Genomic DNA, 16,020 nt, shown 5'->3' on the forward strand with positions numbered 1-16,020 from the left:
AACTAGAAGCCAATTATATGACTTTTTAATTAGGTATTACTGCTGAAGCAAAATGTACGCTAAACTGACTACATGAATTACGAAACAGCCCGGAAACTCCTCATAGATCAGACAATTACAACCGAGGAAAACCCAGATGCGCTGTTAATGCGTATGAAACAGGGTAAACCGCCGGTACCCGGTCAGATCACCTCAATTTTGTTGGCATTAAAAGTGGTGTTTGAAGCCCTTAAAGATGCAAAGACCCTAGACCGAGAACTGGCTTTGGCCCTTTATCAGTTAAGCATTAAGGCACAACAGCTATTTGCCGCAGGGCGTAAAGCTGGCATAGATTGGCCACCACTACTAAAGGAAGATTTGGTACGAATTTCCTTAGCCTCTGAAAGTATCTTTTCAGGTATATGGCAAACCCTAGCTCCTATAAGCTTTGGCAAAGTATAGAACACCACTTCAATAACCTTTAAACGATCAAAGGATCAGAGAGATGGGGAAAAAGCAAGGGGGCAGGGAGAAGGGGGACAAGGAGGCAAGGAGAATAACTATACTCAATTCCCAATTCCCAATTCTCAATTCTCAATTCTCAATTCTCAATTCCCATTACCGAATTTGCAATTCCCTTTCTAATTTGTCTAAGTCAGTTTTGAGCAAAACCGTCATTTGACCGGTAAAAGCTTTACCAGTCTTGGGTTGGGCAACTTCCACCCAATATACATACCGATCGCCTACTCGTAATTCTCCCTTTAAAGCCTCCCGAATCGGAGTTTTGGCAAGACGCGCCGAGTTAACCACCTTCTGGTTAGGATACTCGTACACAACTTGGGCGCGATCGTAGTCTTGATAAATCTCCAAACCATAAATCACCCGCAAGGATTCTTGGAGACGCGCAAATGTCATACCGTTAATGGCATCATACATAGAAATACGCTCGCTGCGGATTGTGCCACGGTCTTTAGAAAATTCCACCCTACCAGGGGGCAATACCGACGCTTGAAAAGTGAATCTTTGAGCAGCGGTATCAGTCTTTTGCACAAATAATTTCTCCCCACTCCTCGGCTGGAGTGTGGGGTGTGCTTTGATCCAAGTGCCTACTTCCTCTGTACTTTGCCCTGGTAAAGCATTGGCTTGGAAATTACCCAGTATTCCCATAGACAACCAGGGAACTAAAGAAATAGGCAAAATTAAAAAATTAAGCAGAGATTTATTGAGCATTTTTCTATTCACGACTTTCATGGAGACTTCCCTATTAGGGAATAACCATAGTCTTCCCGTTTTTCAGCAAGATTATTTCAATAGGTCGCAGCGATCGCCCAGCGAAGCCGAATCTTCTCCCTTGGCGTTAGCAGGTCATAGAGCATCATGAGCATTGAGCGTCAGAGTCACTATCATCATCGTGTTATGAAGGTGGTGGGAGGAACGCCGCTTACTAAAGAAAGTGTGATTCTATCCACAAGAAGATAAAACCTCGAACAATATGTAGAAAATTTTGTCTTTTATGTTTGAGGTATTGATTTTTGGGGAACTATACATAAAGAAATTTAGGATGTTGGTGATAGTAAATTTATCGGATTATCTACCAGCAAGCGGCATTTAAATACCCAAATATATCCAGATATGAAAACAAAAACAATTACATATATCTATGCTTTTAGCTTCTTGTTTATTTGGAATGCTTTTGCTGCTAAGATAATACTCCAGTTATTGCTGAATATAAAATTTATTCCGGCAGATATCTCTTATATGTTTATTAACACAATTACCTTTATTATCTTATTTGAGGTGGTTGCTAAAATAGCATTCCTTTCAACAATTTCTAGTAAATTAAATTTTACAACCACACAGTTAGAAGCTCTATCTCAAATAGATGCTAAGACTTTCAACTACTACACAAATGCTTTAGAGTCCCTCGGGTTTGCTAGAATTAGCGACTTAGAACTATCAGAATCTACCCTTACTGTCGCTAGAGTTTTTTGCCATCCAAAACATTTTTGTTTTGCAGAAGTTGTGCAAACACCTGGGCGTTCATCAGTATTTTGTGATATTAGCAGTGGTTTAGAGCAAGAATGGTCAGTTAGTTTTAGAGATAATTCTCCTAATCTTGCTATTGTCTATGCCTTTTTACGCTGCCCAAGGGGGATAATTGTTGTTCAACAGGGAGTCACTCCTGAAGAACTATTGCGATCGCATCTAAAATTTCGGCAGAAAATAATGCATGATTTGAACTTACAGTTATTGCCAGATATTTCTATAGAAGCTTATTTTGATCAAGTGCAAAGAGGGAGGACATCTCAGAGAAAATTACTATCGCGCAAAAGTGTCATCGTTGGAATGGTAGAAATGTGGCTCTTTAGCTTCAAAACTGAGGTTCAAAAGTCTCAATGGCTGGGAGATTATGCCCGTTTAGCAGCTAGGTAGAATCCTAAAGTAGTACAATTAAACTATAAGAAGCAGTGAAATTATTCATAGCTCTTGCTGTGAGAACTCTGTAAGCTGATGTATTAAAGTGAATAAAAGCTAGCTATTATCTAGCTACCCTGGAAAAAATTAAGGAATCCGATCTCATTGTTTCACCAGGGCGGATATTAAAGCGGACATGATGTAAAACCGCGTCTTATTTGGTGCAATAAGACACGGTTTCATAAAAGTATTTAATTATAATATTACAAAAATCAAATTAAGATTTGATTTATACCAAATTAATCCATTTACTGTGTTTTTCCTGGTTGATTAACTTTCTCTGTTGTGGGAGAGATTTGGCGATCGTAGCTTGTCTTTTCCTGAGTTAGGGCGATCGCACTAAAGAAAATAGCACTTCCCACAGCCAAGGCTACCATAGGACGTTTGAGCAAGACAAAATCTCTGATAATCCTAGCTAGAGGTCGGCTTTGGCGACGTAGCGAGGAAGCAATCATCAATTGCCTCCAAGTAAACGGATCGCGCACATAATGACCGCTTTGGCAAACTACTAGCCGTTCTTGGCAATAAGGACAGCAAAATAAGCCCATGCGCGTTTTAATTGGTTTGGGTGTGGCATTTCTTTGGCAAATTGGGCAAGTAACATAATGATTATCAAAGGTGTGTATATTCATTTAGCTCGTCCGCCTAGTCCATTTACTCGCTCTATAAGAATAGCTATATTGAATTCCGATCGATACTTAGCAGACTTCCAAGTATGGTCTGACAACAGCCAGAAATCATACATACATTGTATTACTACCAAGGATGGCTCAATGGTCGCAACACGAGTATAGCTAGATTTAGGCAAGGATGACTCCTAGTTAATGTTCGCGGGTGCGTCCACTTAGCCCACAAAAACTTTGTTGTCTGTAAAAAAAATAGTGTTGGCACTCACTTGCACCCTACTAACGATCTTTGACCCTCCAATAATAATTGTCGCCCATTTAACCATTCTCCCCACAAAAATTTTGCACAATGACATCTTTTGCTAAAGCTTTGTAAATCAAGCAAATAAAGTCTACTTGTCTCGTTGCTAAATAATGGCTCACAATGAGAAGTAACAGATAAAAATTTAAATTTTTTCTTACATTTACCTCGCCTCTCAATGACTCTCCTACCTCCCACTCAACTGAGGAAGGTAACGGAACAACCTGCATTTCCTACACCTTCCGCTCGTTTAGCTGACCTAATTAATCGTTTTCAACCATCCCCAGAAACAGTTGTCCTGTTTTTAGCCATGCTCATTGGCGGTGGTACGGGTATGGGTGTAGTCACCTTTCACTATTTAATCCAGTTGATTCACCAGCTGATGCTGGAAAATTTAATGGGTCAAATCGGTGTCTGGGGTGCTTGGACTTTAGCCTGCGTTCCGACTCTTGGCGGGTTAATTGTTGGTTTGATGCGCTGGCGCACTCAAGACTTTGGCCCTGGGCTTTCATCTCTGATTGCCGCCTCTCAGGGAACAGAAATTAAGCGACCACTAAGACCAGTTACGAAAATGCTGGCCGCATCTGTTTCTTTGGGAAGCGGTGCTTCTTTGGGCCCAGAGGGCCCAAGTGTAGAAATTGGCGCAAATTTTGGGATGTTGTTTTCTGTAATTCTCAATGTATCTCAAGAGCGACAACGTTTGCTGTTGGGTGCTGGCGCGGCGGCTGGACTGGCGGCGGGATTTAATGCTCCCATCGCTGGAGTATTTTTTGCTCTGGAGGTGGTGATGGGAGCGACATCTTTCGCTACTTCTGCGGTAAGTGTAGTACTGTTAGCGGCGGTGGTAGCAGCATTAATTGCCCAAATTGGTTTGGGGGCACAACCTGCTTTTGATTTACCTGCTTACCAAGTCCGCAGTCCTTTGGAATTACCCCTTTATCTTGGCTTGGGTTTAGGAGCGAGTCTTGTTTCTCTGGCTTACACGCAATCAATTCGGGCAGCAAAAGCCTGCTTTGCTGGGAAGGTTCCAGGTTTTGCCTTTTTGGGACGAATTCCTGAGCCGATTCATCCAATTATTGGCGGTGTGATGATTGGCGCAGTTGCTTTGCATTTCCCGCAAATTCTGGGTGTGGGTTATGAAACTGTAGAAGCGATGCTTCAGGATGTGGAGTTTCCCCTTTCCCTCTTGGTGGTGCTATTGGTGGTAAAGCTACTGATGACTGCAATTAGTACAGGTAGTGGTTTCATCGGTGGCTTGTTTGCACCAGCTATGTTTTTAGGTGCTTCTTTTGGTTCAGCTTACGCCAAAATTTTAGCTGTGGCATTTCCGACTATTTGCGATCAAATGGCGGCTCCTCCAGCTTATGCAATGGTGGGAATGGCAGCAGTACTAGCTGCTAGTGTCAGAGCGCCGTTAACGGCTATTTTAATGCTGTTTGAATTAACCCGTGACTATCGCATTGTTCTACCGTTGATGGCAGCTGTGGGTTTGAGTGTTTGGTTAGTAGAAAGGATTAAACCAACTTTTAACTCTAACTCTAATCTACAACAAATTGGTCTTTCGGAATTGAAAGATGAACAAGCTGAAATTGTTCAGCACATTTTGGTAGAAGATGCCATGCATCCCTATCCCAAAAAGTTACCTGCAACTCTTGGAGTTTTAGATGCAGCTGTGGAAATGATCCGCGATCGCGTCCGCAGTGCTTTAGTAATTGATGCAGCCGAGCAATTAGTTGGTATACTTTCTCTGGAAGATATTAACCGTGCCCTTGCTATTTGGCAAACTTACCCAAATTCGGTAACTGAAATTCCAGATAATTTATCCAGTCAAACTCTCATAGACATTTGTACTACTGAAATCCTCTATGCATGGCAGGATGAACTATTATCTGAAGCTTTAGACCGCATGAGTCTTCGAGGTTTGCATCAATTACCAGTGGTGGCACGAGACAAACCCGATTGCATTTTGGGTTTACTAGAAAGAGAGCAAATTGCATTAACCTGCAATTTAGCCGTTACGCGCAAAGCACTTCGTGATTATTTACCAGTCTTACCCACCACAGATATAGTTATTAGTCATTAGTCATTGGTCACTGGTCATTGGTCATTGGTTTTCACAAAGTACAAATGACAATTGACTAATGACCATCTATATTTATTAAGCTGTGGCTTCTATAGTTTCATCACCTTCGCGATCTTCAGGATCTACCTGTCTCAGGCGAATGTGCTTTTTGCCTAAAGTGATGACAAACTCATCTCCTGGCTGTAGATTCATCTGTTTTGTATAAGCTGAACCTATAAGCAAGTTACCATTCGATTGCACACTAATTCTATAGCTAGCACTACGTCCACCACGCCCATTAGCACTGGGTGTACTGTCCAATTGAATGCCTTCAGCATCAATTAGGGCATTTAAGAACTTCATCATATTGACACGCTCTATACCGTTTTTAGTAACGGTATAGTAGCCGCACTTCTTAGCTTTGTCTTCTTTGCTCTCGTTCTCTAGCTCTTTGACTTTTTTGAGCAGTTCTTCACCGAGTAGGGGTTCAATTTTTTTCTGTTTAGGCATCAACTTAGGTCGAAAATGAATGTTTGAAGTGTTGGAATCGATTTTATTTTAGCTGAGGTTGAGCTAATAGGAACATAATCCTTTAGTTTTTATCTCAACCTAGCCAAGTATATTACACTCAGATGCACAATTGTTATGCCATTAACAATATTGTCAAGACAATGTATTTTAGAGAATGCTGGCAATGCTGATAACTATATATATAGTTTGTAAATCACTGCTAAAATACATGTTTAAGTTTTCTAAACTAACGCTCAAAAGGTTATTTATTTGTTGAGAATTGATAACTGAGTTACAGAATCATAAGTAAAACTGATCCTTAGTCATTGGTAATTGGTTATTTACAAAAGACAAATGACAAAGAACAAACAATAAAACTTGCCAAAATGAAACTAACTACCAGAGGACACTATAGTGTAAAGGCGTTGCTAGATTTGAGTTTACAGCCAAAATATGGGCCTGTATCTGTGAGAGCGATCGCAAAACGCCAAGATATCCCTGCTCCTTACCTTGAAAAATTACTAATAGAAATGCGTCGTGCATCAATAGTTAAATCGATTCGAGGTAGCATTGGCGGATACCAATTGGCAAGAGAGCCTGCACAAATATCTATAGGACAAATTTTAGAAGCAGTTGGTGAGACTAGCCATTTACCCCATCACACCCCAGCGCCTACACAAGCTGAAGATTGGGTAACATTTAGCCTTTGGCAGAGACTCAACCAAAAGCTCAAGGAAGCTTTGTACAGTATTACTCTGGCAGACCTTTATTACGATGCTCGTAGCTGGCAAGCTTCCCTCGGAGAAGAAGCTAGTTTTGTGGTTTAGTCAAGAGCGGAGCCGGAGACGCTCCGCCTCTGGTCAATAGTCTAAATTATTGATCCTTCACTCTTAACTCTTGACTTGTGATTCATGACCAATAGCATCTATATCTTAATAATTGCTGCATTTTTAGATTACTTAATTGGCGATCCTTGGGATTGGCCTCATCCAGTGCAAATTATGGGGTGGGTAATTTCTCACCTAAGCAAATTTTTTCTGCAAGTGTGTAAAAATCCTCTCACACAACGCCTAGCCGGAATTGTACTAGGGATTATCCTAATAATTGGTAGCGGTCTTATTAGTTTTTTGATTATTCAAAGTGCTAAATTAGTTCATCCTTTGTTGGGAATTGCAATAGATACCATTCTTTTAGCTAGTTGTTTTGCTGGCAGAAGTTTACGAGCAGCAGCAATGGCTGTTTTACAACCTTTAACAGCCGGAGATTTAGAGAAGGCTCGGAAGATTTTAAGTAATTATGTTGGTCGAGATACCCAAAACCTCTCACAAGCAGAAATTTTACGAGCCGTTTTAGAAACGGTTGCAGAAAATGCCACCGATGGAGTGATGGCTCCGCTTTTTTTTGCAATTGTTGGTGTCTTTGTGCCAATTGTGGGGTCAACTCCCTTAGCTTTAGCATACAAAGCCAGCAGTACTCTTGATTCGATGGTGGGCTACCGAGAAGCACCCTATACTTATTTAGGATGGTTCAGTGCGCGGTTGGAAGATTATTTGACTTGGCTACCTTGTCGGTTAACAGTTATAACTTTGGCACTGTTATCGGGTAAACCGAAAGATGTTTGGCGAATTTGTCGTCGAGATGCAATTAACGATCCTAGCCCCAACTCTGGTTGGAGTGAGTGCGTCTATGCTGCTTTTTTGGGTGTGCAAATGGGGGGTACAAATTGGTATCGTGGGGTAGCTAAGTACAAGCCACTGCTAGGAGATCCAATTTATCCCATTACCGTAACTTCTATTCACAATGCTTTGCAGCTAACTCGATCTTGTTTTTTGCTATGGTTAGGCATAGCGATCGCAATATTCTTAATACTCCCAAACAATTAATGATAAATGTAAAGTTAGGAGTTAAGAATCAAAACTCCCACCTTTTGTACAGACGCGATTAATCGCGTCTCCCACTTTTTGTACAGACGCGATTAATCGCGTCTCTCCTAACTCCTAACTCATCATTCCCTATGTCTGCCAAAGTAGTTGAAATTCTCTCATCCGAAGAAATCCGTCGTACCTTAACTCGTCTCGCTTCTCAAATTGTCGAAAGGACACGTGATTTGTCTCAACTGGTGCTTCTTGGGATTTATACCAGAGGTGCATTACTCGCCGAATTGTTGGCGCGTCAGATTGAGACGTTAGAAGGTGTTGCTGTGTCAGTCGGCGCTTTGGATATTACATTTTATCGAGATGACCTTGACAAAATTGGATTACGGACTCCAACGAAAAGCGAAATTCCTTTCGATCTTACGGGGAAAACGGTTGTACTCGTGGATGATGTGATTTTCAAAGGAAGGACAATTCGCGCAGCTTTGAACGCAGTCAACGACTACGGTAGACCAGAAGTGATTCGTTTAGCTGTATTAGTAGACAGAGGCCATCGAGAATTACCAATCCACCCAGATTTTACTGGCAAAAAGTTGCCTACTGCTAAAGAAGAGGTTGTCAAAGTTTACTTACAAAATTGCGATGGACGAGATGCAGTGGAGTTGATTGGAGATTAAGAATTAGGGAACACGATTAATCGCATCTGTCAAGGTGACTTTTGATGAGAGAATTATTGCAGCAGCGATCGCCAGTTTAAAAAATCGTAGGATACAGGGTAAATACTGGGTGCAATCTTTGCACAATTTACCGAACAAAATCCGGTGAGCATAAAAATTTACTCTTAAGAGAATGTCTGAGAAGTATTAAATATTTTGCTTGCTCCCCCCTAGCCCCCCTTTTTAGGCTACGTGTATACACAAGTCTTTTAATTGGCAATACAGTTCAGATAAGACCAAAACACTTGTAGAGACGGCGATTTATCGCGTCTCAAAAACCCAAAATTTTTTACCAGTAGTCCTTAACTGAACCGTATTGTTTTACCCCTCTTCTGTCACTTTCCGGAATAAGCAAGTAGTAAATAAACTAAACTATCCAGAAGCATAAGAGGGTTTAAATTGATTCATTGCACTAATTAAATGATTGAATCCCAGGAATAAATCGGAATTAGGAAAAATATCTAGCCAAGGATAAACCAACCAAAATAGTAAGAGCGGTTGTAGAATTAGACGGAGATTATTTAAAGTATTCTTCCATCCGACCTCATGGTTCCATAGTTGATGATTAGAAAAATCAACAGAAGTATTTTGTTGTATCTCTGTTCCCATTTGGCGAGATTTATTTAATTCTAAAAAAGCTGAAGAATTTAAACTAATCATTGTGTAAACACAAAAAATAATTTCCCACCACCTCTCAATATGTTGGAAATTAGTAAAACGATAATCTGTCCAACCTAGTTCCTGCTTACACTGGCGAAAACCATATTCTACCCATGTTCTTAATCCATATAGATTGCCTAAAGTTTTCTTCAGCTTTCCTTGAAGATTTGTCATCACAAATGTTGTAGAATTTTCCGGCATGGTCTCTGGGTCAGTAGTTATTTCCCAGTAAGTTACGGCTCTTTTTTTACCATAAACTATTTCTCTAATGTATCTAAACTCTGATTTTTGATTGCTAAATGTTCTCTCAAATTTACACCACTTATTCGCCCTAACCCTCTGATTAGCTGGCAACCAGACTCCATGATTACTTCTTATTGCTACTACATAATTTAATTTATATTCAGCCAATTTATGAAAAAATTGGCTACTTTCACCATATAAACTATCTGCCAGTACCAGTTCAATATTAAAGCCATCTTCAATTAATTCTGTAATGATTTCTGACGCTAACTCTATTTTAGTTTGATATCTATCTGATTCTTTTAGTGTCCCTTTTGGCTTGAATACTTTTACACTTAATGGAAATGTTATATTAGAGTAAACTCCATAAGCATTGACTGTAACTATCCCATTATCTATTTTTCCCACACTCCCTAGATATTGCCTTGCTACATAATCTGTCTTTTTACCTTTTTTCCTATCTCCTGTTTCATCTATTACTACCGTAATGGTATTTCCATTTAATGCTCTCTTGATTTGATTTAATCTTCTGATTTTTAATTCATTTATTGACCAATTTGAATTGGCTATAAAATGATGTAATGATTGTGCAGAGTTTATACTTACAACTTTAGCTATTTCTGGTAATGATTTTCTTTTTATTGGCGAGATTATTCCTAAATGCAAATATTTGAAGCACTCATAATTTCTTACCTCTTTAAATAAATCTTGATACTCTGCACAATATTCATCTACGAGCGCAACTGTTGGCTGGGCGTCTCTAGCCAAATGTTTCAAGATTTGTAATTCTACATCCATTGCCCTGCTTCCCTTCCAGAGTTTTTTCTTTTAATCCTTTTATTCAGAATACTCGGAAAGTGACAGAAGAGGGGTAACCAAACAGTATTGATTAAAACACAACAGCGTTGCATTAAAACAATTAGCAAAATCCACACCTGAAAGTATCCGGTTTTGCTCACTAGCTCTAAAACTAGCTTGTTAAGTTAGAGAAGTATTCAATTGCAAGCTCAATCTTTACTCACAACAATAATCATCAACAACTATAGTCTTTAGGGTTTGCAGAAAAGTTTAATGCAAAGAAAAAAGTGGTTTTTAAGAACGGGACTTGCTCTCCTAATTTTTATCATGATTGTAGCGGCAAAATTTATGGATAAAACTCATCCCATCGCTGAACTTTACGTATTTGGGGATAGTCTTTCGGATACAGGGATGGTATTCCGGGCAACAGGAGGAATGTACCCGCCTAACCCAACTTACTTTCAGGGGCGTTACTCAAATGGCCGGGTTTGGATTGAGTATCTTGCCGAATCCCTCCATCTCTCCTCTAAACAAACTAATAATTTTGCTTATGGAGGATCGACTACGGGCAGTGTTGGCAACAGCTACGTACCTAGCTTGGTAAATCAAGTACAGTCGTTTACGCAGACACATCAAAAGACAAATCCAGATGCTTTGTATGTGGTGTGGGCAGGGGCAAATGATTATTTGCAAGGGGTAAGCAGTGCAAGTGTTCCTGTTAAAAATTTGACAACGGCAATCAACTCTCTAACTGATGTGGGTGCTAAAAAGATTTTGGTAGCAAATTTACCAGATTTAGGACAGTTACCTGCCACTAGAAGCAGTGCAAATTCTGTGAATCTTAGTGCATTAACACAAGCACATAATCAAGGCTTGAGGCGATCGCTTAAAATCATAAGTCAACAGCATTCTGATGTTGAGATTGTGCAATTGGATGCCAATGCATTGTATCGAGATGCCATTACAAATCCGGCAGCCTTTAACTTTACTAATGTCACCAGTTCATGTCTATCTGGCTCTAGCACCTGTAGTAACCCAGACCAGTTTTTGTTCTGGGATGGCATTCATCCGACAACTGCGGCTCATCGCATCATCGGGAAAAATGCTTTTTCAACGATTCAAGAAGCAGGGATGATTAATTCTCGTTCCATGCTGGTTCCCTAACTTACTTGATTAGCCAACAATTTCCGATAGGGTAGCACAGGTAGCTGTGTTACCCTACACTATTGTTTAATTTACTAAAAATAGCTGTAAAATACTGCAAGCCTGAAGAATTACCGTTGATTAATCTAATACAACGCTCAAATAGTATATTACTTCCTTTGTATAAGTTAGAAACTCAAATAACTCCTGATGTCTGAACAATATCGTTTTGAAACCCTGCAAGTTCATGCTGGACAAGAGCCGGCTCCTGGAACTAATGCCCGTGCTGTACCCATTTACCAAACGACTTCTTACGTTTTTGACGACACCGAACACGGAGCGCGGTTATTTGCTCTCCAGGAATTTGGTAACATTTACACCCGAATCATGAACCCGACGACGGATGTATTTGAAAAGCGGATTGCTGCACTAGAAGGTGGTGTGGCAGCCTTAGCAACAGCTAGTGGTCAGGCGGCGCAATTTTTGGCAATCAGCACGATCGCTCAGGCTGGAGATAATATCGTTTCCACCAGTTTTTTATATGGGGGAACATATAACCAGTTTAAAGTATCCTTACCACGCTTAGGTATTAACGTCAAATTTGTTGAGGGAGACGATCTAGAAAGTTTCCGTCAGGCGATCGACGATCGCACCAAAGCGTTATACGTTGAAACCATTGGCAATCCTCAATTTAACATTCCCGACTTTGCGGCTTTAGCTGAAATTGCCCACGAAAACGGCATACCTTTAATTGTGGATAATACCTTCGGTGCTGGTGGGTATCTAGCTCGACCAATTGAACATGGTGCAGACATCGTAGTAGAATCTGCAACTAAATGGATTGGTGGACATGGTACTTCCATTGGTGGCGTAATAGTCGATTCGGGTAAATTTGACTGGGGTAACGGCAAATTTCCCTTATTTACTCAACCCGCACCCGGCTATCATGGGTTGAATTTCCAAGAAGTATTTGGCCCTGGCGGAACATTTGGCAACATTGCCTTTATTATCCGCGCCAGAGTCGAAGGGTTACGGGATTTTGGCCCGGCTTTGAGTCCATTTAACGCTTTTCTTTTACTGCAAGGATTAGAGACTCTTTCTTTGCGTGTAGATCGTCACGTGAGTAACGCCTTAGAATTGGCTCGATGGTTAGAGCAGCAAGAGCAAGTATTATGGGTTAATTATCCCGGACTTCCCAATCATCCACATCATGAACGAGCGAAAAAGTATCTCCGACATGGGTTTGGGGGAGTTTTAAATTTTGGCATCAAAGGTGGATTGGAGGCAGGTAAAGCCTTTATTAATCGTGTAAAATTGGCGAGTCATTTAGCAAACGTTGGTGATGCTAAAACCCTCGTAATTCATCCCGCTTCTACAACGCATCAACAGCTAAGTGATGATGAGCAGCTTTCCGCAGGCGTGACACCCGATTTGGTACGGGTATCAGTGGGAATTGAACATATCGACGATATCAAAGAAGACTTTGAGCAGGCATTTTAATAAATTGGGAATGGGGAATTGGGAATTGGGCATGGGGCATTATCTACCTCTGCTCCCTAACTTTTAACTCCTAACTTCTAAGGGACTTCCAAATAAAAAATATCCCAAAGTTGAGCGCAAAATCTCTCTATTTATCTTCACTCTGTGTTCTCTGCGCGGCAGTCGCTCATGGGGGAAACCCCCAAGACCGCGCTGCCTTGTCTCTGTGGTTCGTTTATTTAGATAATTGATTTCCTGGAAATCCCTAACTCCTAGCTCCCAATGCCCAATTCCCAATTCCCATACCATATATGATCTACTCAACTTTCATCTCACCGCAAACCCAGTTTTATCAGCTTACAGTGCCATTTCAACTTGAAGGTGGCGAAACATTAACTGGGGTTCAGGTTGCTTATCGCACTTGGGGAGAGTTAAATGCTCAAGGCGATAATGGGATATTAATTTGTCATGCATTAACTGGTTCGGCTGACGCTGATGATTGGTGGGAACCTTTGTTTGGTTTAGGGAAAGCTTTTAATACCGATCGCGATTTTATTGTGTGCAGCAATATTTTGGGAAGTTGTTACGGTACAACTGGCCCAACTACTATCAACCTAACAACGGGAAAACCTTATGGCGTATCTTTCCCTAAAGTTACAATCCGAGATATGGTTCATCTGCAAGCTGCACTACTAGAATACTTGGGTGTTCAATCTCTGCGGCTTGTAATTGGCGGTTCACTCGGTGGGATGCAAACACTGGAGTGGGCATTATTATATCCAGACAAGGTGGAAAGTATTGCACCCATCGCTGTTTCTGGCAGACATTCTGCTTGGTGTATTGGATTAAGTGAAGCCCAAAGACAGGCAATTTATGCAGATCCAAATTGGCAAGGAGGGAACTATACCCAAGATACCCCCCCAAATCAAGGATTAGCAGTGGCGCGGATGATGGCGATGTCTACTTATCGTTCTTGGGATAGTTTTACAAGTCGCTTTGGGCGGCAGTATGATGCATCTGAGCAGTTTGCTATAGCGAGTTATTTACAACATCAGGGTCAAAAGCTGACAGAACGATTTGATGCCAACACTTACATTACTCTCACCCACACAATGGATCGCTACGATGTTGGACGCGATCGCACAGTTCCCAATTTATCAGATTATGAATCTGTTCTGCGAAGCATCCAGCAACCGACTTTAGTTGTCGCCATTGATTCTGATATCCTCTATCCGCCAGTAGAACAACAAGAATTAGCAAATTTAATCCCTAATGCTCAATTAGCGTGGCTGAATTCAACCCACGGACATGATGCATTTTTAATTGACATGGCTGCATTGAATGAAATACTAATCTCTTTTCGGCAAAGTTTAGATTTCTCAGCTTCTTAACTCGACAGATTGAGAAAAAACCTTGAAGTGCCGAGTTATGAGGTGGAATTATGAAGTTGAAAAAGCGATCGCACTTACAGCTATTTTAGCGTAAGCGCAGCAATACAGAACTTGCCCAACAGCATTACAACACTGCGCATCAAATCTTTTAGCGATTGGGTGCGGCGAAGGATTTGGAGAAAATCAAGCGAGAATAGACTTGTGTTCTGAACGAACAGGCTTGTGTTCTGAACGAACAGGCTTGTATTCTGAACGAATAGGCTTGTATTCTGAACGAATAGGCTTGTGTTCTGAACGAATAGACTTGTGTTCTGAACGAACAGGCTTGTGTTCTGAACGAATAAGCTTGTATTCTGAACGAACAGACTTGTGTTCTGAACGAACAGACTTGTGTTCTGAACCAATTAGAGAAGCGATCGCAGTTCCGTATGAGCGATCGCTATAGTTAATCCCTAACCACAGGGATTGATTGTGAAAATTATATTTGTTGGAACAGTTTTACGATTGCAGTGTTAGCCCCCTCATGCCAACATTCTTAATACGCTAAAGATAGCCCAAACCTTGAGTTTCCGATAGGATAGCATTAGAAATTTATTGTATTTGAGTATGGCCAACGAAGATACTCCACTTACCGGAGAAGCCCTGATTAAAGAAGTCTGTCGGCGGATTCGAGTAGCGCGTAGCTATTGGGATGCTCACAATAATGCTGCTTGTCGGGGTGAACGCGATCGCGCCTTAGCCCTTTACAACACCCTAACTAAAGAACAAAAAGATCGGATTCCGCAAGTGTTGCGGGTGTGGTTGCGTTACCGCAGTGAAAAATATTTTGGCGCACACCGAACACCGCCAAAGTCAGCACGAAAATCAAAATAGTTACCCACCAGAAGACCAGCGTACAGGCAACAGCGCACCCAGACTATAAACCACAGCTAATCCACCCATACCAAACATCCCCCAAGGTACTAAACCTTCAAGTGGATTCACCACACGCGCACTACTTATCGGTTGTTTAGGATCGTAACGTACCACCACTACATGGCCATTGCTGGAGCGGTAGGATTCATAATTGCCTGTAAAGCGAGTCGGTTTGCCGTTGACTAGAAACTCGATAACTGGCGCATAAGTTTCTTTTTGCTGATTGTTCTTATCGCTGCGATCGGTACGAGTGATGCTGTCCACTACCGTACCTTGCGTTTCATTGAGCGTTGCACTTTCGTGTATAACTATGTTACGCACCCAAAAACCACCCGCAATAAACAGCAATCCAATAGCTAAACCAATACCTGCGCTTAATTTTTCATCAAAAGTGTTTTGGTAAGGTTTGAAATTCATGGGTTTGACAATGGCACAATAATAAATTTGATTACAGCATTTTGCATTGCTGCAAATAGCCCAACTACAGCTTCATTGCTATTTTATCGAACAGAATTCAGGAGTCAGGAGTCAGAATTCAGCAATGAATACTTTCCGACTGGCGGATAGCGACACGAAAAAGCGAGTTTTGCCTACGGCACGCTGCGCGAACGAGCGTCTTGATTCTGACTACTGAATTCTGACTACTGAATTCTGACTACTGAATTCTTCAATTGGCACTACTAACCGTACAACTGCGTCGTCTATACTTGCAACTAAATTACTCTATCAGTTTTCCTGGTATAGCAATTTAACGTTTGTTTATATGAAATGAAATCGTAAGGATTCAGCACCCAGGAGTCAGGAGCCAGAATTTATCAGGAATCTAGAATGATTGGTATATTTAGTCA

At 41.1% G+C, this 16,020-nt stretch carries 17 protein-coding genes; 12 read left to right on the forward strand and 5 right to left on the reverse strand.

The genetic code is table 11. From position 1 onward, the window contains the following. Positions 1–72 precede the first annotated feature (72 nt). Entirely contained in the window at positions 73–441 is a 369-nt protein-coding gene (locus RMZ41_RS29430) for a Dethiobiotin synthetase (protein ID WP_322640671.1), read from the forward strand. A gap of 156 nt (positions 442–597) precedes the next feature. Here the strand turns inward: RMZ41_RS29430 and RMZ41_RS29435 are convergent, their stop codons facing one another. Further along, a complete protein-coding gene (locus RMZ41_RS29435) occupies positions 598–1,209 on the reverse strand; it encodes a hypothetical protein (protein WP_322640686.1) in 612 nt (203 codons plus the stop codon). 19 nt (positions 1,210–1,228) lie between these two features. On the opposite strand from RMZ41_RS29435, the gene RMZ41_RS29440 reads away from it, so the two are divergent. After that, a complete protein-coding gene (locus tag RMZ41_RS29440; RefSeq protein WP_322640672.1) occupies positions 1,229–1,360 on the forward strand; it encodes a hypothetical protein in 132 nt (43 codons plus the stop codon). 251 nt (positions 1,361–1,611) lie between these two features. Further along, a complete protein-coding gene (locus RMZ41_RS29445; protein WP_322640673.1) occupies positions 1,612–2,412 on the forward strand; it encodes a hypothetical protein in 801 nt (266 codons plus the stop codon). 290 nt (positions 2,413–2,702) lie between these two features. Here RMZ41_RS29445 and RMZ41_RS29450 read toward each other — a convergent pair whose 3' ends face one another. Next, positions 2,703–3,086, reverse strand: a complete 384-nt coding sequence (locus tag RMZ41_RS29450) for a hypothetical protein (RefSeq protein WP_322640674.1) — start codon at positions 3,084–3,086, stop codon at positions 2,703–2,705. Between the two features lie 473 nt (positions 3,087–3,559). On the opposite strand from RMZ41_RS29450, the gene RMZ41_RS29455 reads away from it, so the two are divergent. Further along, positions 3,560–5,464, forward strand: coding sequence for a chloride channel protein (locus RMZ41_RS29455; RefSeq protein WP_322640675.1), 1,905 nt, complete (start codon positions 3,560–3,562; stop codon positions 5,462–5,464). A 75-nt stretch (positions 5,465–5,539) separates the two neighbouring features. On the opposite strand, the gene RMZ41_RS29460 is transcribed toward RMZ41_RS29455, so the two are convergent. Continuing rightward, the gene (locus RMZ41_RS29460) at positions 5,540–5,953 is read right to left on the reverse strand and encodes an AbrB family transcriptional regulator (RefSeq protein ID WP_322640676.1); all 414 of its coding nucleotides are present in this window, start codon (positions 5,951–5,953) and stop codon (positions 5,540–5,542) included. Between the two features lie 386 nt (positions 5,954–6,339). On the opposite strand from RMZ41_RS29460, the gene RMZ41_RS29465 reads away from it, so the two are divergent. From RMZ41_RS29465 to pyrR, 3 genes are all read left to right on the forward strand, one after another. After that, entirely contained in the window at positions 6,340–6,780 is a 441-nt protein-coding gene (locus RMZ41_RS29465) for an Rrf2 family transcriptional regulator (RefSeq protein WP_012409421.1), read from the forward strand. Between the two features lie 84 nt (positions 6,781–6,864). Further along, positions 6,865–7,836 (forward strand): adenosylcobinamide-phosphate synthase CbiB, encoded by a 972-nt coding sequence (gene cbiB / locus RMZ41_RS29470; protein ID WP_322640677.1) that lies wholly within the window; start codon positions 6,865–6,867, stop codon positions 7,834–7,836. A gap of 131 nt (positions 7,837–7,967) precedes the next feature. Further along, the gene (gene pyrR, locus RMZ41_RS29475) at positions 7,968–8,504 is read left to right on the forward strand and encodes a bifunctional pyr operon transcriptional regulator/uracil phosphoribosyltransferase PyrR (RefSeq protein ID WP_322640678.1); all 537 of its coding nucleotides are present in this window, start codon (positions 7,968–7,970) and stop codon (positions 8,502–8,504) included. A gap of 411 nt (positions 8,505–8,915) precedes the next feature. Here pyrR and RMZ41_RS29480 read toward each other — a convergent pair whose 3' ends face one another. After that, positions 8,916–10,244, reverse strand: a complete 1,329-nt coding sequence (locus RMZ41_RS29480) for an IS701 family transposase (RefSeq protein WP_322640679.1) — start codon at positions 10,242–10,244, stop codon at positions 8,916–8,918. A gap of 273 nt (positions 10,245–10,517) precedes the next feature. On the opposite strand from RMZ41_RS29480, the gene RMZ41_RS29485 reads away from it, so the two are divergent. From RMZ41_RS29485 to RMZ41_RS29505, 5 genes are all read left to right on the forward strand, one after another. Continuing rightward, complete coding sequence (locus RMZ41_RS29485; protein WP_322640680.1) at positions 10,518–11,408, forward strand: SGNH/GDSL hydrolase family protein; 891 nt, start codon at positions 10,518–10,520, stop codon at positions 11,406–11,408. 189 nt (positions 11,409–11,597) lie between these two features. Beyond that, positions 11,598–12,887: an O-acetylhomoserine aminocarboxypropyltransferase/cysteine synthase gene (locus tag RMZ41_RS29490; protein ID WP_322640681.1), complete on the forward strand. Its 1,290-nt coding sequence runs from the start codon at positions 11,598–11,600 to the stop codon at positions 12,885–12,887. A 290-nt stretch (positions 12,888–13,177) separates the two neighbouring features. After that, positions 13,178–14,257: a homoserine O-acetyltransferase gene (metX, locus tag RMZ41_RS29495; RefSeq protein ID WP_322640682.1), complete on the forward strand. Its 1,080-nt coding sequence runs from the start codon at positions 13,178–13,180 to the stop codon at positions 14,255–14,257. Positions 14,258–14,456: 199 nt separating this feature from the next. Then, positions 14,457–14,702: a hypothetical protein gene (locus RMZ41_RS29500; RefSeq protein WP_322734393.1), complete on the forward strand. Its 246-nt coding sequence runs from the start codon at positions 14,457–14,459 to the stop codon at positions 14,700–14,702. A gap of 161 nt (positions 14,703–14,863) precedes the next feature. Then, positions 14,864–15,130 (forward strand): Precorrin-3B methylase, encoded by a 267-nt coding sequence (locus RMZ41_RS29505; RefSeq protein ID WP_322640684.1) that lies wholly within the window; start codon positions 14,864–14,866, stop codon positions 15,128–15,130. Here RMZ41_RS29505 and RMZ41_RS29510 read toward each other — a convergent pair whose 3' ends face one another. Next, positions 15,131–15,589 (reverse strand): DUF3592 domain-containing protein, encoded by a 459-nt coding sequence (locus tag RMZ41_RS29510; protein WP_322640685.1) that lies wholly within the window; start codon positions 15,587–15,589, stop codon positions 15,131–15,133. Positions 15,590–16,020 lie beyond the last annotated feature (431 nt).

The organism is Nostoc sp. DedVER02 (assembly GCF_034530675.2).
Taxonomy (GTDB): Bacteria; Cyanobacteriota; Cyanobacteriia; order Cyanobacteriales; family Nostocaceae; genus Nostoc.